The sequence below is a fragment of the Methylibium sp. genome (genome assembly GCF_031393925.1).
Classification (GTDB): Bacteria; Pseudomonadota; Gammaproteobacteria; order Burkholderiales; family Burkholderiaceae_C; genus Methylibium.
The window spans coordinates 23,657-50,558 of record NZ_JANMWL010000043.1 but is presented as its reverse complement, the minus strand read 5'-3'; the positions used below and the strand labels follow the sequence as shown (position 1 = coordinate 50,558).

Sequence of the window (26,902 nt, the reverse complement as noted above, 5' to 3'; positions counted from 1 at the left end):
CGACGCGATAGCGCGGCAGCTGTACCGACAGTCGCGCCAGCGAGAACTGCGCGCCTGCGCCCAGCAGCGCGCCGCGCGGCGCTTCGATCGTGAGGCCGGGCACATGGGCCGATGCCTGCTCCAGCCACCACTGGGTTGCGCGCTCGGTGTGCAGCGCCTGCCAGGCCACCGTTAGCAGCGCTGCGCTTGCCAGCAGCGCGAGCGCCAGCAGCGCCGCCAGGCGACGCGGCCACAACCGACGCGGCGGCGGCATGGCGCGGGGCGGGCCCGGCGCAGGGCTGCGCTCGCTCATCGGAACGTGACCCCGACGCTCACGTGCAGTCGCAGCGCGCCGACCTTCTCGCCATAGGCCAGGTCGACGCGCAGCGGCCCGATCGGGCTGCGCCAGCGCACGCCCACGCCGTAGCCGATGGCGGGGTCGAACTCGTTCCAGCTCACCGCCGCGTTGCCGGCGTCGACGAACAGCGCGCCGTACCAGTTGCGCCAGCGCGGCGAGTCGTCGGAAAAGCGCCGCATCACCTCGACGCTGCCGGTGGCAAGCACCGGGCCGCCGACCACCGCGCCGTCGCGCACCGGCCCGAGCGTGCGGTAACCGTAGCCGCGCACCGAGTCGTCGCCCCCGGCCCGAAACAGCAGCGAGTCGGGCACGCCGAGGCTGGGCCGCTTGATCACCTGCGCGACTTCGGCGCGTGCCTGGCCCAACCAGCCGGCGCCGAGCGGCTGGTAGGCGGTGGCCTGCAGGACGAGCCGCGCGAACGGCCCGCGTTCGTTGTCGGCGTCGTAGGCGGCACCGCCACCGGCCTGGATGCCAAGGATGAGGCCACGAGTCGGGAACACCAGGTTGTTGACGTCGCGCCGCACCCACTGGTAGTTGCCCAGCAGCGCGCGGTCGGCGAGCCGCGCGTTGGCGGTTTTCACCGTGGTCCGGTTGAACTCTAGGTAGTAGAGCCGGTCGATGTTTTCGGTGTCGCGCGTGCGGCCCACGCGCAGCCGCTGGGTCTGCGTGATGGCGCCGCCGGCGTCGAGGTAATCGGCCTTGAGCGCCAGCAGGTTGCGGTAGCCGTGCTCGAGCGGATAGGTCAGCAGGTCGAGCGAGACCTCGCGTTCGAGCCGGCCGAGCTCGAGCCGCGAGGTCGCCACCAGGTCGCGTCCGAACACCCGCCGGTGCGTGTGCTCGAGCCCGATGCGCGCGCCGGTGTTGCTGGAATAGCCAATGCTCACCTGCGCGCTCTGCGTGGTGTGTTCGCGCAGCCGGACCATGACGGTGGCGCGCTCGGCCTGCTGCACGTCGAGGTCGAGCTCGACCGCTACGCCTTCGTAGAGGCCCGATTTCTGCAGCGCCTCCTGGTAGTCGAGCAGCAGCCGCTCGGAATAGGCGGCCCCCGGCGCGAACGGCAGCAGGTTGCGCGCCGTCTGCTCGGGCGTGCGTTCCAGGCCTTCGATGCGCACCGCGCCCAGGCGGTAGAGCGGGCCGCTGTCGACGATGACCGACAGCCGAACCTGGTTGCGCTCGGCGTCGACCTGCGCGCCGCTGCCGGTGATGCCGGCGCTCGCATAGCCGCGCGCGCGCAGGCTCGTGACGAGGGCGTTCTTGGCCGCGTTCCAGGCCGACTGGCTGAACGGCGTGCCGCTGCCCAGCGACCAGCGCGACTGCAGCAGCTGCCAGCGCCGACGCAGGCCGTCGTCGCCGGCTTCCATGCCCTGCGCGAACGCGCCCTGCATCTCCAACTGCACGCGCCCGACGCGCGCCGACGGGCCGGGGTCGACCTGCACCCGCACGGTGGGCGGCGTGCCGCCGGCCGCCTCGTCGCGTTGCACCGACACCTTGGCATTGAAGTAACCCTGCGGCTCGAGCAGGGCGCGCGCCTGTGCCGGCGCAGCGGCCACCAGCCGGCCGATTTCGATCGGCGATATGTCCGGCTGCTCGCGAAACCGCGCCAGGTCCAGGTGCCGCACGAGCAGGTCGCGCAGTCGCTTGGGCGCGCGCACTTCGATCCGGTAGGCGCCGTTGGCGCCGGCCTCGAGCGTGGTGACGCCGCTGTCGAACAGCGAACGGCGCGGCGCCGCCTCGTCGTCGGCCGCGGGGACCGACTCGCTGCTCGCCGCTTGGGTTGCTGCTTCGGCCGGTGCGTCGCTGCGCAGCGGCTCGTCGCGCTCGCCGTCATCCTGGGCTGGCGCGGAAGTCGAGGCCAACACAAGGGCGAGCGCGACGCACGCCAGCGCACGCCGCGAGGCTATGGGCCAGCTCACCGTCGCCGAGGGCGCAGCGCGCGCACGAGTGCCACAGCGGCAGGCCGCTGTGGCAGGGGGAAAAGGACCGCGACGGCAGGCGTGCGCATGGGGCCCATGCATTGTGGGCGGAAGGCGCGGATTAGTTCACCGATGCGGCGACCGGTCAGCGTCGCGCGCGGCCGTTTCGGACCACCATTCGCGCCCGGTGCCCGACGACATGAGCCTGCCCAGTTTCCATGCCTTGCAACGATGCCTTGCCGCAGCGCTGCTGCTGTGTGCTGCAAGTTTCTGTGTGCGCGGCGAGACCCTTCCGACCTGCCGCGTCGACCCGTTCGCGCTGGCAGCGCCGCCCGTGGAGCGCGAGGCGTCGCTGCGCCGTCCTTGCGGCAGCGACCAGTTGATGAAGCTGCACGTCGAACCGCTGAACCCGGCCGCGCCGCGTTCGGGCGTGTTGCGCGCGCGCATCGACAACGTCGTCTCCGAGGGGTTGATGCCGGGCCTGCTGGGCAGCGTGAAGCTAAGCTGGGCCGGCCTCGGCGGCGAGCCGACCACCGGCTTGCGCACCGAGCGAGCCCTGCTGGCCGCGGGCAGCCAGTTGCGCGTGAGCGACGACTGGTCGGTGCAGATGAACCTGGGGCGGGATCTGGTGTCGCAGCGCAGCCGTGCCACGGCCGTCGGCCTGTGGCGCCCGGTCGAGGGCGGCGTGCTGTTTGCCGAATGGAGCGACTCGCGTCGTGAGGCCGACGTGCAGCGCGTCGGCGCGCGCTGGTGGGTGATGCCGCGCCGCCTGGCGATCGATGTCGACTCCCGTCACGACGAGCGCGGCTGGGACGCCTACCGCTTCAACCTGACCTTGAGCCTCAAGCCCTGAGGCGGCTCGGCGGCCCGTCTCGTGGTCGCGCGGCGAGCGCCTATTTGCTCAACAGGCGCATCGCGCCTTCGAGGCCCTGCAAGGTCATCGGGAACATTCGCTGCTGCATCAGCTGCTGGATGATCGAGATGCTCTGCCGGTAGCCCCACACGCCCTGCGGCTCGGGGTTGATCCAGGCGTACTTTGGAAAGGCGTGCGTGAGCCGCTGCAGCCATTCGGCGCCGGGCTCTTCGTTGTTGTATTCCACGCTGCCGCCGGGCTGCAGGATTTCGTAGGGGCTCATCGTCGCGTCGCCGACGAACACCAGCTTGTAGTCGCGGTTGTACTTGCGGATCACGTCCCAGGTGGCGTGCTTCTCGCTGAAGCGCCGCCGGTTGTGCTTCCACATAAAGTCATAGACGCAGTTGTGGAAGTAATAGAACTCCAGGTGCTTGAACTCGCTCTTGGTGGCGCTGAATAATTCCTCCACGCGGTGGATGTGCTCGTCCATCGTGCCGCCCACGTCCATCAGCAACAACAGCTTCACCTTGTTGTGGCGCTCGGGAATCATGCGGATGTCGAGCATGCCCGCGTTGGCGGCGGTGCGGTGGATGGTGCTGTCGAGATCGAGTTCGAGCTCGTTGCCTTCGCGGGCGAAGCGGCGCAGGCGCCGCAGCGCGACCTTGATGTTGCGCGTGCCCAGTTCCTTGGTGTCGTCGTAGTCGCGGTAGGCGCGCTGCTCCCATACCTTCACCGCGCTCTTGTTGCGCCCGGCGCCCCCGATGCGCACGCCCTGCGGGTTGTAGCCGGCGTTGCCGAACGGTGACGTGCCGCCGGTGCCGATCCATTTGCTGCCGCCCTCGTGCCGCTCTTTTTGTTCTTCGAAGCGTTTCCTGAGCGTGTCCATCAACTCGTCCCAGCCCATCGTCTGGACCGCGGCCTTCTGCTCGGGCGTGAGCTCGATCTCGAGCGTGCGGCGCAGCCATTCGAGCGGCACTACCTGAGTGAAGTCGGCCACCGTCTCCACGCCCTTGAAGTAGGCCGCGAAGGCCCGGTCAAACTTGTCGAACAGCGCCTCGTCCTTGACCAGCGTGGTGCGTGCCAAGTAGTAGAACTGCTCGACCGACGGCTCGATAACGCCGGCCTTCAGGCCTTCGAGCAGCAGCAGGTATTCCTTGATGGAGACCGGCAGCTTGGCACTGCGCAAGGCGTAGAAGAAGTCGATCAGCATGGTGGTGGCGCGCGCTGCGCTTCAGTGTGCCCGCGCTCGCTCGAGCCGCCGCGCCCGAGTGCCGCTCAGCTTGATCGAGGGCGGCCAGGAGCACGCCATGGCGTCAGGGCTTGCGTTGCTGGCCGAGCCAACGCCGCGCGAGCCACTTGCCTAAGCCGCAGCCGAACAGGATGAACACCAGGCCTGCCATCGAGCGCGCGTTGTAGCCCGGTGAGGCGACGAAGTCGAAACCGAGCAGCCGCCCGAGTGACCACCCGGCCAGGGCGCCGAGCACGAAGCCGCAGGCGTCGGCCAGGCCTTCCTTCAGTGCGTTGCGAAGGGCGGGCTCCATCGGCTCAGCGGTTGCGGCTCTGCATGAACACGAGCTTCTCGAACAGCGTCACGTCCTGCTCGTTCTTGAGCAGCGCGCCGAGCAGCGGTGGCACCGCCACCTTGTCGTCCTGACTCTGCAGCGCGGCCAGCGGAATGTCCTCGGCCAACAGAAGCTTGAGCCAGTCGAGCAGTTCGCTGGTGGAGGGTTTTTTCTTCAGACCCGGCAGGCCGCGCACGTCGTAGAAGCTCTTGAGCGCCGCGGCCAGCAATTCCTTCTTGAGCCCCGGGAAATGCACCGCGACGATTTTTCTCATCGTCTCGGCCTCGGGGAACTTGATGTAGTGGAAAAAGCAGCTGCGCAAGAAAGCGTCGGGCAGTTCCTTTTCGTTGTTCGAGGTGATGAACACCACCGGCCGGTGCCTGGCCTTCACCAATTCGCGCGTCTCGTAGACGTAGAACTCCATGCGGTCGAGTTCGCGCAGCAGATCGTTGGGGAACTCGATGTCCGCCTTGTCGATTTCATCGATCAGCAGCGCCACCGGCTGCTCGGCCGTGAAGGCCTGCCACAGCACGCCCTTGACGATGTAGTTGCGGATGTCGCGCACGCGCTCGGAGCCTTCGGTGCCGGCCAGTTGGCTGTCGCGCAGCCGGCTCACCGCGTCGTATTCGTACAAGCCCTGCTGCGCTTTGGTGGTGCTCTTGATGTGCCACTGAAGCAGTGGCAGGCTCACTGCCTTGGCCACCTCCTCGGCCAGCATTGTCTTGCCGGTGCCGGGTTCGCCCTTGATCAGCAGCGGGCGTTGCAGCGTGATGGCGGCGTTGACCGCAAGCATCAGGTCGGGGGTGGCGACGTATTGGTCAGAGCCTTCGAATTTCATGGGGCGCGCACACCAGGGCGGTATGTAGTCAGCGACCGATTCAGTATAGAGCGCCTCGTATACTCGCCCGTTGAACTCTACGTACCGCCGGACCATGAAGACACTGCTCCCCGCGATGATCGCGCTGCTGGCTTTGTGCATCGCACCGGGCGCCCGAGCCCAGGACAGCCAGACCGGCGACGCCGCGGCCGGCGCCAAGAAAAACGCCATGTGCATCGGCTGCCACGCCATCACCGGCTACCAGGCGAGCTTCCCGGAGGTCTACAAGGTGCCGATGATCGCGGGGCAGAACGCCAAGTACATCGCCGCCGCGCTCGGCGCCTACAAGAAGGGCGAGCGCAAGCACCCGTCGATGCGCGCCATCGCTGCCTCGTTGAGCGACCAGGACATGGCCGACCTTGCCGCTTACTACCAGGCCGAAGGCGGCGCGCGCGCCGAGCTGCCCGCCACACCGGCCGCGCCGGCCAATGCGCAGGTTGCCGCATTGCTGCAAAAGGGTGCCTGCGCCACCTGCCACGGCGACAACTTCAGCAAGCCGATCGACGCGAGCTACCCCAAGCTCGCCGGCCAGCACGCCGACTACCTGGGCGTGGCGCTCAAGGCCTACAAGACCGAGAAGAACGCGCTCGTCGGCCGCAGCAACGCCATCATGGCGGCGCAGGCCAAGCCCTACACCAACGCCGAACTCAAGCTGCTGTCGAAATACATCGCCTCCTTGCCCAGTGACCTGAAGACGGTGCCGCAAGCCAAGTTTCGCTGACGCGCTGCACCTTTGCACCGAGCCGCCCGACCGCGAGGTCCGGCGGCTCTTGCCTTTGCGTCCCGAGGGATGTGCGTGCGCTGCCTACACTGCGCGTCCAACCGCTCGAGCGAAGACCTCCAATGCATTGCGTGCGTCGATTTCTGCCGGGGCTCGTCCTCGCGCTTGCCGCCATGGCCAGCCCGGCCCAGACCTTGCGCTGGGCCAGCCAGGGCGACGTGCAGAGCATGGACCCGCACTCGCAAAACGAGTCGCTCACCAACGCCATCAACGGACAAGTCCATGAGTCGCTGGTCAACCGCGGCAAGCAGCTCGAAATCGTTGCGGTGCTGGCCACCGAGTGGCAGCAGATTGAACCCACCCTGTGGCGGCTCAGGCTGCGTCCCGCGGTCAAGTTCCACGACGGCAGCGTCTTCACGGCCGACGACGTGGTGTTCTCGGTGCTGCGTGCGCGCGCCGGCAGCTCCGACATCCGCGTGTACGCCACGGCGCTGGGCGAGCCCCGGGCCGTCGATGTGCTGACGGTCGAGTTCAGGCTGGCGCAGGTCAACCCGGTGTTTCTGCAGCACTTGACCACGGTGCAGATCATGAGCCGGGCCTGGAGCGAGAAGCACAACGCGACCAAGGCACTCGACTTCAAGAACAAGGAAGAGGGCCATGCCGCGCGCAACGCGAACGGCACCGGGCCGTTCATGCTCGTTGCGCGCGAACCCGACGTGAAGACGGTCTACAAGCGCAACCCCGCCTGGTGGGGCAAGTTCGAGGGCAATGTGCAGCAGGTCGTCTACACGCCGATCAAGAGCGACGCCACGCGCTCGGCGGCGCTGATCTCCGGTGAGATCGACTTCGTGCTCGACCCCGCGCCGCAAGATCTGCCGCGGCTGCGCAACACACTCGGCGTGAAGGTGATCGAGGGCGCCGAGAACCGGGTGCTCTTCGTCGGCATGGACCAAGCGCGCGACAAACTGCTCTACGCCCGCGTGCCCGGTGACAAGAATCCGTTCAAGGACCTGCGCGTGCGCAAGGCGCTCTACCAGGCGGTGGACATCGAAACCCTCAAGACCAAACTGATGCGCGGCCAGGCGCTGCCCACCGGCGGCATTACGCCGTCGCCCCTGGGCGCCTTCAACGACGCCGCCCTCGAGAAGCGGCTGCCGTACGACCTGGCCGCGGCCAGGAAACTGATGCTCGAGGCCGGCTACGCCGACGGTTTCGAGGTGACGATGGATTGCCCCAACAACCGCTACATCAACGACGAGGAAATCTGCCTCGCGCTCGCGGCCATGTGGGCACAGCTCGGGGTCAAGCTCAAGGTCAACGCCATGCCGCGCAGCACCTACTTCCCCAAGCTGCAGAAGTACGACACCTCGATGTACCTGCTCGGATGGGGCGGCTCGATCACCGACGCCGAGACCACGCTCACGCCGGTGCTGCGCAGCCGCGTGCCGGGCGACCCGAGTGGCGTGGGCAGCTGGAACTTCGGCGGCGCGAGCGACGCCCGGCTCGACGAGCTTGCGGGTGCGTCGAGCCGCGAGCCCGATGCCAAGAAGCGCGAGTCGCTCATCAAGTCCGCGCTGGCCCGGCACAACGAGCTGGTGCTGAACATTCCGCTGCACCGCCAGGTCATCCCCTGGGCCGCCCGCTCCAACGTGAGCGTGCTGCATCGGGCCGACAACTGGCTCGAATGGCAGTGGGTCAGCGTGAAGTAGCCCGGCGACGCACGCAGTCGATATAGGCCTCGCCATCGGGCGGCAAGCCGCTGCGCTGCGAGGCCCAGAGCATCCCGCCCAGGCATTCCATCAACGCATGCTGCGCCTCGTGCGCCGAGCCATGCCGGGCCGCAAGCAGCTCGAAGGCCTGCTTGATGCCCCGCGGTTGGTCGACGCTGAGCTGCTCGGCGATCGACAGGTGCATTGACAAGTGCAGGAAGGGGTTGGTACGTCCTTCCTCGACGGTGTAGTGCGCCGCCAGGGCGGTGTCAGCGTCGGAGAGTTCGGCGTGGTACTCGGGGTGTTCGGCAATCCAGTCGGCGGCGATCGCCTCCATCGGCGACAGCAACTCGCCGCCGCGCTGCTTGCGATAGGCGGTGCAGAAGAAACGCCGGACGTCGTCTTGCGAGGGGCTGAACATTCGACAATTGTCGCGTCGCCGCCCATGCCCCTTGCGGCCCTTGCGGCCTTTCGCCGGCCTCGCGCCGGCCCTTCGTCGCCCACCTTGCTTTACGACCCCGCCATGCAGATCACTCCCGAGCCCCGCCCCGACTTCGCGCTGGCCCGGCGCCTCGCCTGATGGCTTCGCCCCTGGCCGACTGGCCGTTCATCACCGACCCGTCGTTCTATGCGTTCGCCGTGCCGGCCGTGCTGCTGATGGGCTTGGCCAAGAGTGGCTTCGGTGCTGGCTTCGGCGCGCTGGCCACGCCGCTGATGGCGTTGGCCATCCCCGTGCCGCAGGCGGCGGCCATCATGCTGCCCTTGCTGGCCGTGATGGACGCCTTCGGGCTGGCGGCGCTGTGGCGCGAGGCCGACCGCAGCTTGCTCAAGCTGCTGCTGCCGGCGGGCCTGCTGGGGACCGTGCTCGGCACTCTGAGTTTCGGCCTGCTGCCTACCGCCACCGTGGCCGGCATCGTTGGCGCGCTGACCTTGGTTTTTCTGGCGCAGCGCCTGTTCTTCGCGCCGCGCCCCGACGCGCCCGCGCCGCCGCGCTGGCTCGGGTTCGGCCTGGGCATCGCCGCCGGCTACACCAGCTTCGTCGCCCACGCGGGTGGCCCACCGGTGATGGCTTACGTGCTGCCGCTGCGGCTGCAGCCGATCGTGTTCACGGCCACGATGGCAGTGTTTTTCGCGGCGGTGAACGCGTCGAAGTGGCTGCCCTACGCCTGGCTCGGTTTGATCGATTTTCGCAATGTCGCGACCTCGCTCGCGCTCATGCCGCTGGCGCCGATCGGCGTGTGGGCGGGTCTGCGGCTGGCGCGGCGCATGCGCCCGACGCTCTTCTATCGCCTGGTGTCGATCGGCATGTTCCTGACCGGTGTCAAGCTGCTGTCGGACGGTTTTCGCGGGTGAAAGCGGTCGCAGCTGCGACGGTGCGGCGCGCTGGTCACTGCGGGCAATCCGCGTGACGCTCACCGTGCCCGCGGCTTAGCATCGGCGCGCTCGGGCACTGCACCCAGCCCCTGGAGACCCTGCATGAACTCTCGTTTCCCTTCGCGCCGCCGCGCGCTGCTGTGTGGACTGCTGGCGCTGGGCGCCACGCCGTGGGCGTCGGCGCAGTCGTGGCCCAGCAAGCCGGTCACGGTGATCGTGCCGTTCCCGGCCGGTGGCGGCACCGACGCCTTCGCGCGGCCGCTGTCGGCGATGCTCACCAAGCAGCTCGGCCGTCAGGTCATCATCGACAACAAAGGCGGCGCGGGTGGCACGCTCGGCGCCGGCCTCGCGGCCCGTGCGGCGCCGGACGGCTACACCTTCTTCATGGGCGCGGTGCATCACGCGATCGCCCCGGCCGTGTATCCGAAGCTCGACTACAACCTGCAGACCGACTTCATCCCGGTGGCACTCGTTTCGCGTGTGCCGCAGGTGATCGTCATCAACCCGGGCAAGGTGCCGGTGACCAACCTCAGGGAGTTTGTCGCCTACGCGAAGGCCAACCCCGGTAAGCTGAACTACGGCTCGGCCGGCAACGGCACCTCGCACCACCTGGCCGGCGAGCTGTTCAAGCTGCAGACCAAGACCTTCATCACGCACATTCCCTACCGTGGCGCGGGCCCCGCACTGCAGGACCTGATCGCCGGGCAGGTCGACGTGATGTTCGATGGCCTCGGTTCCTCGGCCACGCACATCAAGGGCGGACGCATCAAGGCGCTGGCGGTCGCGGCCGACAAGCCCGCGCCGGGCTTCCCCAACGTGCCCACCAGCGTCGAAGGTGGCGTGCCCACCTACCAGGTCGCCACCTGGTACGGCCTCTGGGCGCCCAAGGGCACGCCCAAAGACTTGGTTGATCGCATGACGGCCGAGGTCACCAAGGCGCTGAACTCGCCCGAATTGAAGGAGCAGTGGACGAATCTGGGATCCGAGACACCGACCTTGACCGGGAGCGCCTTCGGCGACTTCGTTGGCGCCGAGATCAAGCGCTGGAGCGAGGTCGTCAAGGTCTCGGGCGCCAAACTCGACTGATGACGCGGCCAGCATGACGGGCGAGGTTCGCTTCGAGCGCGACGCGCAGGACACGCGCATCGGCTGGTTGACGCTGGCCCGTGGCGGCAAGCGCAACGCCATCAGTCGCGCGATGTGGCGCGAGCTGGGCGAACGGGCCGCCGGGCTCGACGCGCTGCTGCCGGCGCTGCATGCGGTGATCGTGCGCGGCGAGGGCGGCGACTTCGCGGCCGGCGCCGACATCGCCGAGTTCCCGGCGTTCCGCTTCGATGCGGCGACCCTGCGCGACTATCACGAAGGCATGGTGGCGACGGCGCTCACTGCGTTGCGTGGCTCGGACGTGCCGCTGGTGGCGCTGATCGAGGGCGCCTGCATCGGTGGCGGGCTGGAGGTTGCCGCCTGCTGCGACCTGCGCATCGCCGAGCGCGGCGCGCGCTTTGGCGTGCCGGTGGCCCGCTTGGGGTTCCCGATGGCGCCCGACGAGCTGGCCATCGTGCTGGCAGCGGTGGGCCGCGATACGGTTGCCGAAATGCTGCTCGAAGCTCGCCTTCTCGACGCCGCCACCGCGCTGCAGCGCGGCCTGGTGCAGCGCGTGGTGGACGATGCGCATGCCGAGGCGCGCGCCACCGCGCTGCGCATCGCCGACTTGCCGATCTCGGTGGCGCGCGCCAACAAGCGCAGCTTGCGCCAGTTGCGGCGCAGCGCGCATTGGCACGTCGACGAAGCCGAGCGCGTGGCGCATTTCAGCTACGCGGACAGTGCCGCGCACCGCGAAGGCGTCGCGGCTTTCCTGGCGCAACGTGCGCCGAGATTCAAGGGCGAGGCCGCATGAACGAACGCAACCAGAACCTGTTCGCGGTGCTGCGCGCCGGTTTTCCAGACGACCTGGAGCGCGTTGCGATCGAGACCGAACAAGGCCTGGCCTACCGCTGGCGCGATCTCGAACGCGCCAGCGCGATGATCGCCAACCTGCTGGCGTCGCTCGAGCTGCCCCCCGGTGCGCGCATCGCCGTGCACACCGACAAATCGGTCGAGGCGTTGTTGCTGTACCTGGCGAGCTTGCGCGCCGGCTGCGTCTACCTGCCGCTGAACAACGCCTACCAGAAGGCCGAACTGGAGTACTTCATCGCCGACGCCGAGCCGAGCGTCGTGGTGTGTGCGTCGCGCAGTTTTTCGTGGCTCTCCAAGCTTGCCTTCCAGCGCGGCGTCGGCCACGTCTTCACGCTCGACGACGACCGCAGCGGCTCGCTGCTGCAGCGTGCCGCCCAGCACAGCGACCGGCATGAGGCGGTGGAGCGGCGCGATGCGGACCTGGCGGCGATCCTCTACACATCGGGCACCACCGGGCGCAGCAAGGGCGCCATGCTCAGCCATGGCAATCTGTCGAGCAATGCGCTGGCCTTGCAGCGCTATTGGGACTGGCGGCCGGACGACGTGCTGATCCATGCGCTGCCGATCTTTCACGTGCATGGCCTGTTCGTGGCTTCGCACGGCGCGCTCGTCAACGGCAGCACGATGCTGTGGCTCGACAAGTTCGAACCCAGGGCGGTGCTCGAGCGCCTGCCGCGCGCCACGGTGTTCATGGGCGTGCCCACGCTCTACGTTCGGCTGCTGCAGGAGCCCGCGCTCACGCGCGAGGCGTGCGCCCATATGCGGCTGTTCGTGTCGGGTTCGGCGCCGCTCATGATCGAGACCTTTCGCGACTGGCAGCAGCGATGCGGCCACGCCATCCTCGAGCGCTACGGCATGAGCGAGACCGTCATGCTCACCTCCAACCCGTGCCGGCCCGAGGATGGCGAGCGCCTCGGCGGCACCGTCGGGCGACCCTTGCCCGGCGTGCAGGTGCGCCTGGCGGTGCAAGGCGGCGCAGCGACGCTGGCGGCCGGCGAGATCGGCGGCGTCGAGGTGCGCGGGCCCAACGTCTTTGCCGGCTACTGGCGCATGCCCGAGAAGACCGCCGAGGAGTTCACCGCCGACGGTTGGTTCAAGACCGGCGACGTGGGGCGCTTCGACGCGAACGGTGTGCTGACCATCGTCGGGCGCAGCAAGGACCTCATCATCAGCGGCGGCTACAACGTCTATCCGGCCGAGGTCGAGGGCTACCTTAACGAGTTGGTCGGTGTTGCCGAATCCGCGGTGGTCGGCGTGCCGCACCCCGACTTCGGCGAGGCGGTGGTGGCGGTGGTGGTGCCCAAGGAAGGTGCCACGCTCGACGCGGCCGCTCTGGTGGCCGCGCTCAGGGGACGCATCGCCGGGTTCAAGCTGCCCAAGCGGCTGTTCGTGGTGAACGAGTTGCCGCGCAACGCGATGGGCAAGGTGCAGAAGAGCCTGCTGCGCGAGCAGCACAAGGCGTCGTTTGCGGCCTGATATTCAACGCGAGTTCGCGAGTTCGCGAGTTCAGCCAGTAGACCGCCACCTCCTGAACCGTGCTGGCGAGTCGCTTCAGCGCCGATTCGAAGCGCGCAGGGGTGGCGTTCGCGCACTGGCGCAGGGCGCCCGCGCTTCGGGACGGCATCAACGTGCCTGCTCGCTCGCCTGTACCTGCGCCTCGAAGTAGCGCTGGCCGCTGAAAGCGATGGTCGCGATCAGCACCGTCGCGCCCACCATCACCGCACCGATGACGCCGAAGATCACGAGCCAGCCGCCGTGTGAGGCCGGACCTTGCGGGTTGAAGCGCGCGTTCCACTGCTCGTCCGAGGTCAGGCCATAGACCACCGCGGCCAACATGCTGGCCGCGAGCACGAGCCCGAGCAACGGAACCAGCAGGGAGCCCCACCGATCATCCTGGCCCAGCTCATGCATGCGCAGCACCCCATACAGGCCCAGAGCGGCCGGTGGCCAGTGCAGCCAGCCCCAGCCGTCGCGCAGGCCGTGCAGGTAGAAGCGGTGCAGGCCGAGACTGCCGCCCACGAACGCCAGCCAGGTCGCCAGCGTCCTGGATTTGAAAGCGCTCACGCGGGAAGGCACTCGCGCGGCTCGGCGGTATCGCCCAGGCCGAGCGCGCGCTGCAGGATCGCGACGTCGAGCCAACGACCGAACTTCCAGCCCGCCGAACGCATGACGCCAACCTCGGTGAAGCCGAGCGCGCGGTGGACGCCGATCGAGGCGGTGTTCTCGCTGTCGCCGATCACTGCAAACATCTGCCGGGCGCCGAGCGCCTCGCAGTGGGCCAGCAACTCGGCCAGCAACAGGCGGCCGATGCCCTGGGCTTGCGCGGATCGTGCGAGGTAGACCGAGTCTTCGAGCGCAAAGCGGTAGGCCGCGCGAGGGCGGAAGTGATTGGCATAGGCGAAGCCGATCACCTCGCGACCAACACCCGAGCGCTGCTCGGCTACGAGCCAGGGAAGGCCCTTGCCGAGCACGTCGTCTCGGCGGCGTGCCATCTCGGCGACGCTCGGCGCCTCGAGCTCGAAGGTTCCGGTGCCGTGTTCGGCGTTCCATCCGTAGACGGCCGCGATCGCGCCCACATCGGAGGCCGTGCTGGGCCGGATCAGCAGGCCGGCGGGGGGGCGGGGGGGAGTCATCGCGACCGAGTTTATAATGCTCGGTTTTCGGTGACGGTCGTTTGCCAGTCTTCGCAGAAGCGGCAGCTGATCTCAAGGCACCGGATACGACAGCGCGAGCTGCAGTCGATTCGCAGGCCCGTGCGTGACGCGGGCACGGCGGATTTTTAGATCCAGACACGAGGAAACATCATGGTCGTGATTCGACTTGCACGCGGCGGCTCCAAGAAGCGCCCCTTCTACAACATCGTCGCCGCGCCGGCGCGCAACCGCCGTGACGGGCGTTTCCTTGAGCGCGTGGGCTTCTACAACCCGGTCGCCGCCGGTGGCGAAGAGCCGTTGCGCGTGGTGTTCGACCGCGTCGATTACTGGGTCAGCCACGGCGCGCGAATGTCTCCAACGGTCGCCCGCCTGGTGCAGGACGCCAAGGCCAAGGTCGTGCCCGCCGCGGCGTGAACGCGGTGGTCGCCCCGGCGCAGGACGACGCCATCGCCTGGCCGTGCGACGCGGTCGAGGTCGGGCGCATCGCGGGTGCCTGGGGCATCAAGGGAGGCCTCAAGGTACTGCCGTTTTCGGGCGACCCGCAGGCGCTGTTCTCATCGCGCCGCTGGTTCGTCCAGCCGCCCGAGGCCAAGCCCGGCGTGAAGGGGACCGTTGCCAAGCCGCCGGCGGTGCTGCGCATCACCAGCGCGCGTGAGCAGGGCGACGCGATCGTCGCGACCGCGCAGGAAGTCGCCGACCGCAATGCGGCCGAGGCGATGCGCGGTTGCCGGCTGTTCGTGGCGCGTTCTAGCTTTCCGACGACAGGCTCCGACGAGTACTACTGGGTCGACCTGATCGGCTTGGCGGTGGTCAACCGCGAGGGCGAAGCGCTCGGGCTCGTCGCAGACTTGATCGACACCGGCGCGCACAGCGTGCTGCGCGTCACCCAGGTTGCCGTTGCCGAGAATGGCGGAGCGCCGATCGAGCGCGAACGCCTGATCCCGTTCGTGGCCGCCTACATCGACGAAGTCAGCCTGGAGGACCGGCGTATCGCCGTCGACTGGGGTCTGGACTACTAAGCGCCCCAAGTCCGCCGCTTGGCGGCCGCCCCCCGAGGGGGTCAAGGAACTCGGGGCGGCGCTTCGTTTCCTTGAGAGGTTCGAGGTTCTGCGCCCATGCGCTTCGACGTGCTCACGCTGTTTGCCGAATTGTTCGCACCGTTCCAGTCGAGCGGCGTGACGCGCCGCGCCTTCGAGAGCGGGGATGTCGAGGTCAGGACATGGCCGCTGCGCGACTTTGCTGAAGACGCGTATCGCCGGGTGGACGACCGCCCTTACGGCGGCGGCCCGGGCATGGTGATGCTCGCCGAACCCCTGGCGCGCGCGCTGGCTGCTGTGCGCGCTGCGCAGGCTGCGGCGGGCGCCGCGCCCACGCCGGTTTTTCTGTTCAGCCCGGCGGGCGCTTCGCTGACCCAGGCGCGCGTGGAGCGTCTGGCCGCCAGCGCGGGTGCGGTGCTGGTGTGCGGCCGCTACGAAGGCGTTGACCAGCGTTTCATCGACCGCCATGTCGACGAGGAACTGAGCCTGGGCGACTTCGTGCTGTCTGGCGGGGAGTTGCCGGCGCTCGCGCTGCTCGACGCGGTGGCGCGGCTGAGGCCGGGCGTGCTCAACGACCCGGGCTCGCACCAGCAAGACAGCTTTTCCGAAGGTTTGCTCGATTGCCCGCATTACAGCCGGCCCGAGCGTTCTGGTGACGACGCGGCGAGTGCGGTGCCGGCGGTGTTGCTGTCGGGTCATCACGCCGACATCGCGCGGTGGCGGCGCGAGCAGCAACTTGCCCTGACGGCGCAACGCCGGCCCGATCTCATCGCCGTGGCCCGCCGTACCGGCCGACTCGACTCGGCGGACGAACGCTACCTGCAGGCGCTTAACTTATAATCGCGAGCTTTTCGATCCTCTACCCGGCTCATTTCAATGCTCCTCTTCGAGGACGCTAGCGCGGGCAAGATCATTTGGAGAAACCCGATGGATCTGATCCAGACCCTCGAGCAAGAAGAAATTGCTCGGCTGAACAAAAAGATACCTGTGTTTGCTCCCGGCGACACGGTGATCGTCAGCGTGAACGTCGTCGAAGGCACGCGCAAGAGGTTGCAGGCCTATGAGGGCGTGGTGATCGCCAAGCGCAACCGGAGCCTCAACAGCTCCTTCATCGTGCGCAAGATCTCCAGCGGCGAAGGCGTCGAGCGGACCTTCCAGCTCTACAGCCCGCTGATCGCTTCGATCGAAGTCAAGCGCCGTGGCGACGTGCGCCGCGCCAAGCTGTATTACCTGCGCCAGCGCAGTGGCAAGTCGGCGCGTATCAAGGAAAAGCTCGCCTGACGGGCGAGTCGCACCCTTCGCAAGGAACCGCCTGTCGCTCGTGCGCAGGCGGTTTTTTTGTGACCAAGCTGCCCAGCTTTGACCCCCAAACGCTGCCGGTGATCGGCCGCGACGGCGCGTTGCCGGCCGTGGCGCCCGAGCGCCTCACGGCCGGGGCGTTGCGCGCGCGTTTTCTCGAGCCGCTGGCCTGGGAGCCGGAGCTTCGGGCGGAGCGGCAGGGCTTCGACCGCGCCCCGGCGCGCGCTTCGGTGCTGATCCCGCTGGTCTTGCATGAAGCGGGAACGACTGTCTTGCTCACGCGCCGCACCGACCATCTGCGCGACCATGCCGGACAGATCAGCTTTCCCGGCGGGCGCGCCGAAGACAGCGACGAGGATGCGGCGGCGACAGCGCTGCGCGAGGCCGAGGAGGAAGTCGGCCTTGCCTCGGAACATGTCGAGGTGATCGGCCACCTGCCCGAGTACACGACCATCACGCAGTTCATCGTCACGCCGGTGGTGGCGCTGGTGCGCCCAGGCTTCACGTTAAAGCCCGATCCATTTGAAGTGGACGAGGTGTTCGAGGTGCCGCTGGCTTTCCTCATGAACCCCGCGCACCATGAGCGCCGCGGCCTGCTCTTGCAGGGTGTGCAACGCGAATTTTTCAGCATGCCCTACGCCGGCCGTGACGCGCAGGGCCGGGCGCAGACCTTCTTCATTTGGGGCGCTACTGCAGCGATGCTGCGCAATTTCTATCGCTTCCTTGCCGCTTGACCGAAGCCGGCAGCGCTGACGGCCGACGCCATGCCGTCGGTATCATCAATGCATGAGTTTCTTCGCGGTGCTGCTGGCGCTGGTGATCGAGCAACTGCGCCCCTTGCCGCGCAGCAATGGCATCCACGACGCCCTCGTGAGCTGGACGCGCTGGATCGGTCGCAATTTCGACGCCGGCCGCGACCACCATGCATGGGTCGTGTGGGTCATTACGGTGGTGATGCCGGCGCTGGCCGTGTACGGCGCGCACTTCGCCCTGGCGCAGCTGCACTTCGTGCCGGCGCTCGCCTTCGACGTGGTGGTGCTCTACCTCACGCTCGGCTTTCGCCAGTTCAGCCACTACTTCACCGACATTCGCGACGCGCTCGAGCGCCGCGACGAGTTGCAGGCGCGCCAGCTGCTCACCGAATGGCGCCACCTCGACGCGAGCGATCTTCCGCGCAACGAGCTGCTGCGCCACGTCATCGAGCATTCGCTGCTGGCGGCGCACCGTCACGTGTTCGGCGTGTTCTTCTGGTTCGTGCTGCTGTCGACCTTTGGCCTGGGGCCGGCCGGTGCCGTGCTGTATCGCCTGGCCGAGTTTTCCAGTCGCTACTGGGCGTTTCGCAGCCGCACCGTGGGCGTACCGATCAACGCGCGCCTGATGCAGCGTTCGCAAATGATGTTTTCGCTGATCGATCACGTGCCGGCCCGCATGACCGCGTTCGGCTTTGCGGTCGTCGGCGACTTCGAGGCGGCCATCGAATGCTGGCGGCGCGATGCCGGTCTTTGGCGCATCGGCAACGACGGCGTGATCCTCGCGTCGGCCGCCGGTGCGGTTGGCGTGCGCCTGGGGGGCAGTGCGTTGCCGGCGGTGACGCCCGACGAGCCCAAGGGCCTGGCCGCCGGTGGCGATGTCGAGGACACCGCTGCACTCGCCTCGACGCCGGGGCTGACGCCGGAGGTCGGCCACCTGCGCAGCATCGTCGGGCTGGTGTGGCGCTCGGTGGTGCTGTGGATGTTGCTGCTCGCGCTGCTCAGCCTGGCCAATCTGGTCGGGTGAGCCGGCGCCAGGCGCTCAAGCGGCCTTCACGAACGCGTCGACATCGTCTAGCACGGGCGCGAGCCAGCGCAGTGGCCGCGCGAATGCGCCTGCCAGCGTGCCGTGATTGACGCGGTCGTACCACCGCAGCGTCACGCTCGTTCCGCCGCGCCGCAGGCGCTGCGCGAGTTGCCCGGTGTTGCGCTGCGGATCGACCAGCGAGTCGTTGGTGGCGGCACCGAGGAACGTGCGGATCGCGGGCTGCTCGGCATGGTGGATCGGCTGCGAGTCCGGCGGCACGTCCGGATGGTGGAACACCGGCCGCACGTCCGGGTTGACGATCGGCACGAAATCGTAGGGTCCGGCCAGCCCGACCCAACCGGCCAGTTGCCGTGGGCTCGCGCCTTCGGCGGCAAGCCAACGCGCATCGAGGGCGAGCATCGCCGCGTTGTAGCCGCCGGCGCTGTGGCCGATGACGAACACGCGCTGCGGATCGCCATCGAGCCGGCTCGATTCGCGCAGTGCGTAGGCGAGCGCACGCGCGCAGTCGTGCAGGAACTCGGGATAGCGAACCTGCGGATACAAGCGGTAGTCGGCCACCAGGGCCAGCACGCCGCGCGAGGCGAGCGCCTCGCCGACGAAGCGGTAGTCGGCGCGCGCGCCACGGTTCCAGGAGCCGCCGTAGAGGAACAAGACGACGGGGTACCCCGCGCCGGGTTGCGGCGTGGTGGGCTGGTAAAGATCAAACCGTTGTCGCGGGTCGGGGCCGTAGGGCAGGTCAGGCGTCAGGACATGGGTACTCGAAGGCAACAAGGCATTGAGTGCCCGCGTGGGTGAGCAGGCTGCGAGCGCCAGCGTCGTCGCGGCCAGACCACCGCCGAGCACCAGGGTGCGTCGAGTCTTCATCTGCGGAGCTACGGCCGTGCGACCGTTTCGGATGCAAGCGGTTCGGCTGCGCGCACAGGCGATGCGGCGCGGCTCACGCCGCTCACGCGAGGCGCGTGCGATGACGGGCGATCTGCGCGCGCACCTGCGTCGGCGCCGTGCCACCCAGCACCTGACGCGCGTCGAGCGAGCCGCGCAGCGTGAGCACCGCATAGACATCGTCGCCAATGGCCGGGTGAAAGGCCTGCAGCGCCGCAAGCGGCAACGCGCTCAGCTCGACGCCTTGCGCGATCGCGTGCTTGACCGCGTGCGCGACGGCCTCGTGCGCGTCGCGAAACGGCAGGCCTTTCTTGACCAGGTAGTCGGCCAGATCGGTTGCGGTGGCATGCCCCTTGAGCGCGGCGCGTTCCATTGCGTCGGGCTTGACGGTGATGCCTGCCACCAGCTCGGCAAAGATGCGCAGCGTGTCCTTGACGGTGTCGACCGTGTCGAACAGCGGCTCCTTGTCCTCCTGGTTGTCCTTGTTGTAGGCCAGCGGCTGAGCTTTCATCAAGGTCACCAGCGCCACCAGATGACCGACCACGCGACCGGTCTTGCCCCGCGCCAGCTCGGGTACGTCGGGATTTTTCTTCTGCGGCATGATCGACGAGCCGGTGCAAAAGCGGTCGGCCAGATCGATGAAGCCGAATGACTGGCTCATCCACAGGATCAGCTCTTCGCTCAGTCGCGATACGTGGACCATGCACAGCGTGGCGGCGGCACTGAATTCGATCGCGAAGTCGCGGTCGCTCACAGCGTCGAGCGAGTTTTGGCAAACCGCCTCGAAGCCCAGCGCGCGGGCGACGCGCTCGCGATCGAGCGGGTAGCTGGTGCCGGCCAGCGCAGCGGCACCGAGCGGCAGGCGGTTGACGCGCTTGCGCAGGTCGACCAGTCGTTCGGCGTCGCGCGCGAACATCTCCACATAGGCCAACAGGTGATGGCCGAAGCTGACCGGCTGCGCGACCTGCAGGTGCGTGAAGCCCGGAAGAATGACCTCGGCATGCGTCTCGGCCACGTCGACGAGCGCGCGCTGCAGGCCCGCCAGCAGGCCGCCGATGGCATCGATCTCGGCGCGCAGCCATAGGCGCACGTCGGTGGCAACCTGGTCGTTGCGCGAGCGCCCGGTGTGCAGCCGCTTGCCGGCGTCGCCGACCAGCTGGGTCAGGCGTGCCTCGATGTTGAGATGCACGTCCTCGAGTTCGAGTTTCCACTCGAACGCACCGGACTCGATCTCCCCGGCGATGAGGGCCATGCCGCGCTCGATGGCGGCATGGTCGGCGGCGCCGAGGATGCCTTGCGCTGCCAGCATCTCGGCATGGGCGAGGGAGCCGTCGATGTCGGCGCGCCACAGGCGGCGGTCAAAATCGACGCTGGCCGTGTAGCGCTGCACCAGATCGCTCATCGGCTCGGAAAACAGTGCCGACCAGGCCTGCGATTTCTTGTCGAATTGGTTCGTGTTGCTCATGGCCGAGCGCTTCGCGGGCTTGCCGCGGGCTGCAATGCGTGGGGACAATCGATTGTAGGAGCGCGCCCCTTGCCGTTTTGCCCATGACCGCCGTCAACTCCCCCATGCCATCGACGACGTCCCCGATCGAAGCGGCGATGCCCGCCGGCCTCGCCACCGAACCATCGGGGCTGAACACGGGTTTCGGCAGCATCGGCAGCGGCGTGGCTGGCCGCGGCCGCGTCCGCTCCGGGCGGGAGCGATCTGCCTTCGACGTCTGCCACATCGGCGTCGTGCTGCGAGCGCTGTTGTTCGTGCATGGCGTGCTGGCCCTGGGCGTCGCGTTCGTCGCGGCCGACGCGGGCGCATGGGCACTGCAGTTCGCCGCTGCATCGGGCGTGGCCGTGCCGGCGCTGTTGTGGTGGCTGCTCACCACCTGCCTCGGGCAGCGCTGGCTCGAGCGGTGTGCCCTCGGCGCGCAATGGTCGCTCGCGACGCTGTGGGGTGCCGCCAGCGCGATGGCGCCGTGGTGGCTGTGGGACCTGCTGCAGCGCACCGAGCCTCGGCCCGGCTTCGTGCTGCAGGGCTTCGCGGTCGCAGCCACCGGGGCGGCGATGGCAGCCGCCTTCCTGCACTGGCTGCGCCAGCGCGCGCGACTCGAACAGCCGGCAGCGACGAGCGCGCGGCTGGCCGAGCTGCAGTCGCGCATCCGTCCTCATTTCCTGTTCAACACGCTCAACACGGCCATCGCCTTGGTGCGCGTCGATCCCTCGCGCGCCGAGGCGGTGCTAGAGGACCTGGCCGAGCTGTTTCGCGTGGCGCTGACCGACAACGCCGCGCAGAGCTCGGCGACCTTGCGCGACGAGGTCGGGCTGGCGCAGCGCTACCTCGCGATCGAGCAGATTCGGTTCGGCGCGCGCCTGCAGGTTCGCTGGGAGATCGATGCCGCCGCCGACGGCGCGCGGCTGCCGCCGCTGTTACTGCAGCCGCTGGTAGAGAACGCCGTCAAGCACGGCATCGAACCGGCGGCGAGTGGTGGCATGGTGCGTGTGCGCACGCGCGTGAGGCTCGGGCAGGTGGAAATCCTCGTGGCCAACACCGTACCCCGCGAAGCTTCGGTGCCCGGCCACGGCATCGCGCTGCGCAACGTGCAGGAGCGCCTGCGCCTCATGCACGACGTGGCGTCGGACTTTCGTGCCGGCCGCGACGGTGACGTCTACCGCGTGCGCATTGTGGTGCCGCTGTGAGCGCGGCCCCGATGGCCTTGCGCGTGCTCATCGTCGACGACGAAGCGCTGGCACGCATGCGGCTGGCGCAACTCGTGTGCGAGCTGGCGGCCTCGGGCGATCCCCGGGTCGAGCTGGTGGGCGAGTTGGCCGATGGCGGCACGGCACTCGACTGGCTGCGCGAGCGCGACGCCGACGTGCTGCTGCTCGACGTGCAGATGCCCGGCCTCGACGGCACCGAACTGGCGGCGCGCCTTCAGGCGCTGCCCAGGCCGCCCGCCGTCGTGTTTGTCACCGCGCACGCGCAACATGCGCTGCGCGCGTTCGAGTTGGAGGCGGTCGACTACCTGACCAAACCGGTGCGCCGTGACCGACTCCAGGCGGCGCTGGCGCGCGTTGCACGTCGCCTGGAAGGCGCCGCGGGCAACGGCGCCGCGGAGCCCGTCATCGTCGTTACCGAACGCGGCCGGCTCGTGCGCGTGCCGCTGACCGACGTGCTCTACCTGAAGGCCGAACTGAAGTACGTGACCCTGCGCACCGCGCGCCACAGCTACGTACTCGATGACGCCCTGACCGAACTCGAACAGCGGCTCGGCGAGCGCTTCCTGCGCGTGCACCGCAACGCCATCGTGGCGCGCTCTGCGGTCGGCGCGCTTGAAAAGCGCTCGGCCGACGACGATGCCGAGGAGGGCGGCGAAGGCTGGGCAGTGCGCGTCAGCCCGACCGACGAATGGCTGACGGTGTCACGCCGACAGGTCGGCGCCGTGCGCGACGCGCTGGCCGCCACCGGCCTCTGACGGAAGGCTTTACGGCGCGCCTGCTCGACGCGATGGATGGCGCAAGGCGCCATCGATAATTGCGGCATGCATCCTTCCGCTTTGCTCGACCTTTGCGCCGAGCTGCTGCGCGCCGTGCTGAAGTTCGACGCGCCCGCGGACGGCGTCGTGTCGGCATTCTTTCGCCAGCATCGCGACCTCGGCCATCGTGAACGACACGCGCTGGCTGAAACCGTCTATGCCGTGCTCCGCAGGCGCCTGCTGTTCGAGCACTTGGCAAAAGCGGGCTCCGGCGCGCCCGAGCGGCGCCTCGCGCTGCTCGGCTGGCAAGGCGGCGACGGCCTGTTGCGGGGCGTGCTCACGCCGCAGGAGGTCGACTGGCTCGACACATCGCGCGGCGTCGATCTCGCTGACTTGCCGCAGCCGCTGCGACACAACCTGCCTGACTGGCTCGCTCGGGCGTTGAAGGCGGCGCTTGGCGAGACGGATTTTTGGACGCTGGCTGCTAGCGTCGCTGCGTCGGCGCCGCTGGATCTGCGCGTGAACACGCTGCGCTGCAAGCGGGCCGAAGCCACGGCGGCGCTGGCGAGCGCGGGCATTGATGCCACGCCAACGCCCTTTTCGCCGTGGGGCCTGCGCGTGCAGGGCAAGCCCGCGCTCGCCAAGCTGGAGGTCTTCGCCCGCGGCGACATCGAGGTGCAGGACGAAGGCAGCCAGTTGCTCGCTCTGCTCACCGGGGCGCGGCGCGGCGAGATGGTGGCGGACTTCTGTGCCGGCGCGGGCGGCAAGACGCTTGCGCTGGGCGCGATGATGCGCAACACCGGCAGGCTCTACGCCTTCGACGTGTCGGGTCATCGACTCGACGCGCTCAAGCAGCGCCTCGAGCGCAGCGGTCTGTCCAATGTCTACCCGACGCAGATCGTCCACGAACGTGACGAGCGTATCGAGCGTCTGGCCGGCAAGATCGATCGCGTGCTGGTCGATGCACCTTGCTCTGGCCTGGGCACGCTGCGCCGCAACCCCGACCTCAAGTGGCGCCAATCGCCGCAGTCCATCGAAGCGCTGCGCGTGCAACAGACCGCGATCCTGGCCAGCGCTGCGCGGCTGCTCAAACCCGGTGGTCGGCTCGTCTACGCGACTTGCAGCCTGCTGGCCAGCGAGAACGAGACGATCGTCGAGGCATTCAATGCTGGACAACGGGATTTCACGCCGTTTCCCGCTGCCGAGGTGTTGGCGCGCGCCAGGATCGATCAGGCCGGCACGCTTACCCAGGGCGACTTCCTGCGCTTGTGGCCGCATCGACACGCGACCGACGGCTTCTTCGCTGCCATTTGGCAGCGGCGTTGATGCGCCGCGCTATCTGCATGAACAAGGGCGGAGTAGTCCTTGATTTCTCAGGGCTTTTGGTCGAGCTGCCACCTACAATCCGCCGTTGCTAGGAAAAAGGACGCGAATGGACCTGCTCTCCACGGTGTTTGACGGCGCGATCGATGGGCTCGCCTACGGCTGGCTGCAAGCAAGCTGGTGGCAGGTGCTGCTGTTCACGGTGGTCGTAACCCACGTCACGATTGCCGCCGTGACCATCTTCCTGCACCGTTCGCAGGCGCACCGGTCGCTTGACCTGCATCCGCTGGTGATGCATTTCTTTCGCGGCTGGTTGTGGCTCACCACCGGCATGGTCACCAAGGAGTGGGTGGCGATCCATCGCAAGCACCACGCCAAGTGCGAAACCGAAGAAGACCCCCACAGCCCGCAGACGCGCGGCATCAAGGCGGTGCTCCTGACCGGCAGCGAGATGTACCGCACCGAGGCGAAGAACCAGGAGACGCTGGCGAAGTTCGGCCGTGGCACACCTGACGACTGGATCGAGCGCAATCTCTACACGCGCTTTAGCTGGCAGGGCGTGGGCGTCATGTTGCTCGTCAACCTGTTTCTGTTCGGCTCCATCGGCGCTGCGGTGTGGGCCGTGCAGATGCTCTGGATTCCCATCACCGCGGCCGGCATCATCAACGGCCTGGCGCACTGGTGGGGCTACCGCAGTTTCGAGGCGCCGGACGCGTCGACCAACATCTCGCCTTGGGGAATCATCATCGGTGGCGAGGAGTTGCACAACAACCACCACACCTACCCAACCTCGGCCAAGCTGTCGGTCAAGCCCTATGAGTTCGACATTGGCTGGGCCTACATCCGCGGACTCCAAATGCTCGGACTGGCCACGGTGCGCAAAACTCCCCCGAGGCTCGCGCTCGGGCAGGTGAGGCCGGTGGCTGACAGCAAGACGCTCGAGGCGATCATTGCTCACCGCTACGAACTGATGGCCGGTTACGGGCGCGAGCTCAAGGCGGCCTGCCGCGCCGAGCTTGCGCGTCTGAAGGCCGAAGGCCAACAGGACACGCCCAAGTGGAACCAGATGCGCCTGGCCAAGCGCTGGCTGCACCGCGATGACGAACGCATCCCTCACGAAATCCGCTTGCAAGTGGCGTCGGCTCGCGCCGAGCATCCGGTGCTCGACAAGCTGGTGACCATGCGCGAAGAACTGCGACAGCTCTGGACCCGTACCAACGTCTCGGCGGAACAATTGGTCGCCGACCTTCAGTCGTGGTGCAAGAAGGCCGAGGAAAGCGGTATCGCTGCGCTGCAGGAGTTCGCCATGCGCCTGCGGTCAGCGCACGCCTGAAGCGCGTCGCGATCACGCACGAGGCGTCCTGCGGGGCGCCTTTTTTTTGGCGCGACAAGTGTTGCCTGCACCGGGTCGATGCTGCGGGCGCTTCACGGCCGGGGAATGAAGACCCGCCGTGCGCGCACGGCGGGTCTTAACCGACCATAAGAAAACCCGCCGAGCCGAAGCCGGGCGGGTTGTCGCGGAGACGATGCGACGGATTACTTCAACTTCACTTCCTTGTACGCCACGTGCTTGCGTGCCTTCGGATCGAACTTCATCAGCTCCATCTTCTCGGGTTTGGTCTTTTTGTTCTTGTCGGTCGTGTAGAAGTGACCGGTGCCGGCTGTCGACTCCAGCTTGATCTTTTCGCGTCCACCTTTGGCCATGATGTGCTCCTGAATTCAGTGTCGCGTCACAGGGCGCCGCGAGCGCGCAGGTCGGCGACGACCTGTTCGATACCGACCTTGTCGATCAACCGCAGCGCCGCATTGGTGATGCGCAGGCGCACCCAACGGTTCTCGGTTTCGAGCCAGAAGCGGCGGTACTGCAGGTTGGGCAGGAAGCGGCGCTTCGTTTTGTTATTGGCGTGGGAGACGTTGTTTCCCACCATCGGGCCTTTGCCCGTGACTTGACAGACGCGCGCCATGACGCTTCTCCGATTGATATGTTCAACGCGACAAAAGGCCGCGTCGCTGGTTTTGGCAAAGATCGTGATTATAGCCAGACCGCGTCACCCGGCCCCGCTCAGAGCGTGCCGTCCTGCTCCATGAAACGCTGCGCGTCGAGTGCGGCCATGCAGCCGGTGCCCGCGCTGGTGATCGCCTGGCGGTAGACGTGGTCCTGTACATCACCGGCCGCAAACACGCCGGGCACGCTGGTCATCGTGGCCAAGCCGTTGAGGCCGGTGCGCGTCACGATGTAGCCGTCCTTCATCTCGACGTGGCCCTGGAAGATCTCGGTGTTGGGGCGGTGGCCGATGGCGATGAAACAACCCTCGAGCGTGATGTCCCCGGCGGCGCCGGTGCGAGTGTTGCGGATGCGCACGCCCGTCACACCGCTGGCGTCGCCGAGCACTTCTTCGAGCACGCTGAACAGCTTGAGTTCGATCTTGCCGGCCGCCACCTTTTCCATCAGCTTGTCGACCAGGATCGCCTCGGCCCGGAACTTGTCGCGGCGGTGGATCAGCGTCACCTTGCTGGCGATGTTGGCGAGGTACAGCGCCTCTTCGACGGCGGTGTTGCCGCCGCCGACCACGCAGACTTCCTGGTCACGATAGAAAAAGCCGTCGCAGGTTGCACAGCCGCTCACGCCGCGGCCCATGAAGGCCTGCTCCGAAGGCAGACCCAGGTACATGGCCGAGGCGCCGGTCGCGATGACCAAGCTGTCGCAGGTGTAGGTGCCCGCGTCGCCCGTTAGGGTGAACGGGCGCTTGCTGAAGTCGACCTTGTTGATATGGTCGAACACGATGTTCGTCTTGAAGCGCTCGGCGTGCTCCAGGAAACGCTGCATCAGATCGGGGCCCTGCACGCCCTGAACGTCGGCCGGCCAGTTGTCGACGTCGGTCGTGGTCATGAGCTGACCGCCTTGCGCCAGCCCGGTCACGAGCATCGGCTGCAGGTTTGCGCGCGCGGCGTAGAGTGCGGCGGTGTATCCGGCGGGGCCGGAGCCGAGGATCAGGACCTTGGCGTGCTGGTTAGTGCTCATGGGCGATGTGCGAAGTTTCGAGAAATTGGGGGGTTGATCAGGAACGATCCAAGCCGCGCGAAGGCAGGCCTTCGGTTAGAGTCGCGACCGGCAAGAAGTCACAGCGCCGGGCCGTCGTT

The 26,902-nt window shown here is 67.9% G+C and carries 30 protein-coding genes; 17 read left to right on the top strand and 13 right to left on the bottom strand.

The window, feature by feature from the left end; translation table 11 throughout:
* Positions 1-253 (bottom strand): hypothetical protein (locus RMO12_RS03285; protein WP_309638177.1); only part of this gene is annotated, 253 nt, incomplete at its 3' end.
* A 35-nt stretch (positions 254-288) separates the two neighbouring features.
* A complete protein-coding gene (locus RMO12_RS03280; protein ID WP_309638176.1) occupies positions 289-2,250 on the bottom strand; it encodes a BamA/TamA family outer membrane protein in 1,962 nt (653 codons plus the stop codon).
* A gap of 199 nt (positions 2,251-2,449) precedes the next feature.
* On the opposite strand from RMO12_RS03280, the gene RMO12_RS03275 reads away from it, so the two are divergent.
* Complete coding sequence (locus RMO12_RS03275; protein ID WP_309638175.1) at positions 2,450-3,103, top strand: hypothetical protein; 654 nt, start codon at positions 2,450-2,452, stop codon at positions 3,101-3,103.
* Between the two features lie 40 nt (positions 3,104-3,143).
* Here the strand turns inward: RMO12_RS03275 and RMO12_RS03270 are convergent, their stop codons facing one another.
* From RMO12_RS03270 to RMO12_RS03260, 3 genes are all read right to left on the bottom strand, one after another.
* Positions 3,144-4,313 carry a VWA domain-containing protein gene (locus RMO12_RS03270; protein ID WP_309625846.1) on the bottom strand — a complete coding sequence of 390 codons (1,170 nt, stop codon included), beginning with the start codon at positions 4,311-4,313 and terminating at the stop codon, positions 3,144-3,146.
* A gap of 103 nt (positions 4,314-4,416) precedes the next feature.
* On the bottom strand, positions 4,417-4,644 hold the full coding sequence (locus RMO12_RS03265; RefSeq protein ID WP_309638174.1) for a hypothetical protein: 228 nt from the start codon (positions 4,642-4,644) through the stop codon (positions 4,417-4,419).
* A gap of 4 nt (positions 4,645-4,648) precedes the next feature.
* Entirely contained in the window at positions 4,649-5,503 is an 855-nt protein-coding gene (locus tag RMO12_RS03260) for a MoxR family ATPase (protein ID WP_309638173.1), read from the bottom strand.
* Between the two features lie 94 nt (positions 5,504-5,597).
* Between RMO12_RS03260 and RMO12_RS03255 the strand changes: the two genes are divergently transcribed.
* The gene (locus tag RMO12_RS03255; RefSeq protein WP_309624841.1) at positions 5,598-6,263 is read left to right on the top strand and encodes a c-type cytochrome; all 666 of its coding nucleotides are present in this window, start codon (positions 5,598-5,600) and stop codon (positions 6,261-6,263) included.
* A 131-nt stretch (positions 6,264-6,394) separates the two neighbouring features.
* Entirely contained in the window at positions 6,395-7,972 is a 1,578-nt protein-coding gene (locus tag RMO12_RS03250) for an ABC transporter substrate-binding protein (RefSeq protein WP_405029610.1), read from the top strand.
* On the opposite strand, the gene RMO12_RS03245 is transcribed toward RMO12_RS03250, so the two are convergent.
* Entirely contained in the window at positions 7,959-8,393 is a 435-nt protein-coding gene (locus RMO12_RS03245; RefSeq protein ID WP_309638172.1) for a DUF1841 family protein, read from the bottom strand. The genes RMO12_RS03250 and RMO12_RS03245 overlap by 14 nt on opposite strands.
* 158 nt (positions 8,394-8,551) lie before the next feature.
* Between RMO12_RS03245 and RMO12_RS03240 the strand changes: the two genes are divergently transcribed.
* From RMO12_RS03240 to RMO12_RS03225, 4 genes are all read left to right on the top strand, one after another.
* Entirely contained in the window at positions 8,552-9,325 is a 774-nt protein-coding gene (locus RMO12_RS03240) for a sulfite exporter TauE/SafE family protein (RefSeq protein ID WP_309638171.1), read from the top strand.
* 123 nt (positions 9,326-9,448) lie between these two features.
* Entirely contained in the window at positions 9,449-10,432 is a 984-nt protein-coding gene (locus RMO12_RS03235) for a tripartite tricarboxylate transporter substrate binding protein (RefSeq protein ID WP_309638170.1), read from the top strand.
* Between the two features lie 13 nt (positions 10,433-10,445).
* On the top strand, positions 10,446-11,243 hold the full coding sequence (locus RMO12_RS03230) for an enoyl-CoA hydratase-related protein (RefSeq protein WP_309638169.1): 798 nt from the start codon (positions 10,446-10,448) through the stop codon (positions 11,241-11,243).
* Complete coding sequence (locus RMO12_RS03225; protein WP_309638168.1) at positions 11,240-12,778, top strand: malonyl-CoA synthase; 1,539 nt, start codon at positions 11,240-11,242, stop codon at positions 12,776-12,778. The genes RMO12_RS03230 and RMO12_RS03225 overlap by 4 nt, the downstream gene beginning before the upstream one ends.
* 147 nt (positions 12,779-12,925) lie before the next feature.
* Here the strand turns inward: RMO12_RS03225 and RMO12_RS03220 are convergent, their stop codons facing one another.
* Both RMO12_RS03220 and RMO12_RS03215 read right to left on the bottom strand, forming a co-directional pair.
* Entirely contained in the window at positions 12,926-13,366 is a 441-nt protein-coding gene (locus RMO12_RS03220; RefSeq protein WP_309624848.1) for a hypothetical protein, read from the bottom strand.
* Complete coding sequence (locus RMO12_RS03215; protein ID WP_309638167.1) at positions 13,363-13,935, bottom strand: N-acetyltransferase family protein; 573 nt, start codon at positions 13,933-13,935, stop codon at positions 13,363-13,365. Before RMO12_RS03215 ends, RMO12_RS03220 begins: the two co-directional genes overlap by 4 nt.
* Positions 13,936-14,106: 171 nt before the next feature.
* Here RMO12_RS03215 and rpsP point away from each other — a divergent pair, with 171 nt between their 5' ends.
* From rpsP to RMO12_RS03185, 6 genes are all read left to right on the top strand, one after another.
* Positions 14,107-14,370, top strand: a complete 264-nt coding sequence (gene rpsP, locus RMO12_RS03210) for a 30S ribosomal protein S16 (RefSeq protein WP_309624850.1) — start codon at positions 14,107-14,109, stop codon at positions 14,368-14,370.
* A 5-nt stretch (positions 14,371-14,375) separates the two neighbouring features.
* Entirely contained in the window at positions 14,376-14,975 is a 600-nt protein-coding gene (rimM, locus tag RMO12_RS03205; protein ID WP_309638180.1) for a ribosome maturation factor RimM, read from the top strand.
* 96 nt (positions 14,976-15,071) lie between these two features.
* The gene (trmD, locus tag RMO12_RS03200; protein WP_309638166.1) at positions 15,072-15,833 is read left to right on the top strand and encodes a tRNA (guanosine(37)-N1)-methyltransferase TrmD; all 762 of its coding nucleotides are present in this window, start codon (positions 15,072-15,074) and stop codon (positions 15,831-15,833) included.
* 87 nt (positions 15,834-15,920) lie between these two features.
* On the top strand, positions 15,921-16,274 hold the full coding sequence (gene rplS / locus RMO12_RS03195) for a 50S ribosomal protein L19 (RefSeq protein WP_309624852.1): 354 nt from the start codon (positions 15,921-15,923) through the stop codon (positions 16,272-16,274).
* Between the two features lie 59 nt (positions 16,275-16,333).
* The gene (locus tag RMO12_RS03190; RefSeq protein ID WP_309624853.1) at positions 16,334-17,026 is read left to right on the top strand and encodes a CoA pyrophosphatase; all 693 of its coding nucleotides are present in this window, start codon (positions 16,334-16,336) and stop codon (positions 17,024-17,026) included.
* Positions 17,027-17,078: 52 nt separating this feature from the next.
* Positions 17,079-18,068: a CobD/CbiB family protein gene (locus tag RMO12_RS03185; RefSeq protein ID WP_309624854.1), complete on the top strand. Its 990-nt coding sequence runs from the start codon at positions 17,079-17,081 to the stop codon at positions 18,066-18,068.
* Between the two features lie 15 nt (positions 18,069-18,083).
* Here the strand turns inward: RMO12_RS03185 and RMO12_RS03180 are convergent, their stop codons facing one another.
* Both RMO12_RS03180 and argH read right to left on the bottom strand, forming a co-directional pair.
* Positions 18,084-18,953, bottom strand: coding sequence for an alpha/beta hydrolase (locus RMO12_RS03180; protein ID WP_309624855.1), 870 nt, complete (start codon positions 18,951-18,953; stop codon positions 18,084-18,086).
* 82 nt (positions 18,954-19,035) lie between these two features.
* A complete protein-coding gene (gene argH / locus RMO12_RS03175) occupies positions 19,036-20,436 on the bottom strand; it encodes an argininosuccinate lyase (RefSeq protein WP_309638165.1) in 1,401 nt (466 codons plus the stop codon).
* 137 nt (positions 20,437-20,573) lie between these two features.
* Here argH and RMO12_RS03170 point away from each other — a divergent pair, with 137 nt between their 5' ends.
* The 4 genes from RMO12_RS03170 (at position 20,574) to RMO12_RS03155 (ending at position 25,094) form a co-directional block, all read left to right on the top strand.
* Entirely contained in the window at positions 20,574-21,662 is a 1,089-nt protein-coding gene (locus RMO12_RS03170; RefSeq protein ID WP_309638164.1) for a histidine kinase, read from the top strand.
* Positions 21,663-21,673: 11 nt separating this feature from the next.
* Complete coding sequence (locus RMO12_RS03165) at positions 21,674-22,438, top strand: LytTR family DNA-binding domain-containing protein (RefSeq protein ID WP_309638179.1); 765 nt, start codon at positions 21,674-21,676, stop codon at positions 22,436-22,438.
* A 66-nt stretch (positions 22,439-22,504) separates the two neighbouring features.
* Positions 22,505-23,764, top strand: coding sequence for an RsmB/NOP family class I SAM-dependent RNA methyltransferase (locus RMO12_RS03160; protein ID WP_309638163.1), 1,260 nt, complete (start codon positions 22,505-22,507; stop codon positions 23,762-23,764).
* A 106-nt stretch (positions 23,765-23,870) separates the two neighbouring features.
* On the top strand, positions 23,871-25,094 hold the full coding sequence (locus RMO12_RS03155) for a fatty acid desaturase (RefSeq protein WP_309624858.1): 1,224 nt from the start codon (positions 23,871-23,873) through the stop codon (positions 25,092-25,094).
* Positions 25,095-25,297: 203 nt separating this feature from the next.
* Here the strand turns inward: RMO12_RS03155 and rpmG are convergent, their stop codons facing one another.
* The 3 genes from rpmG to trxB all read right to left on the bottom strand — a co-directional run bounded on the left by rpmG (position 25,298) and on the right by trxB (position 26,783).
* Positions 25,298-25,465, bottom strand: coding sequence for a 50S ribosomal protein L33 (rpmG, locus tag RMO12_RS03150; RefSeq protein ID WP_309624859.1), 168 nt, complete (start codon positions 25,463-25,465; stop codon positions 25,298-25,300).
* A 26-nt stretch (positions 25,466-25,491) separates the two neighbouring features.
* Positions 25,492-25,725 (bottom strand): 50S ribosomal protein L28, encoded by a 234-nt coding sequence (rpmB, locus tag RMO12_RS03145; protein WP_309624860.1) that lies wholly within the window; start codon positions 25,723-25,725, stop codon positions 25,492-25,494.
* Between the two features lie 98 nt (positions 25,726-25,823).
* Positions 25,824-26,783 carry a thioredoxin-disulfide reductase gene (gene trxB / locus RMO12_RS03140; protein WP_309638162.1) on the bottom strand — a complete coding sequence of 320 codons (960 nt, stop codon included), beginning with the start codon at positions 26,781-26,783 and terminating at the stop codon, positions 25,824-25,826.
* Positions 26,784-26,902: the final 119 nt, after the last annotated feature.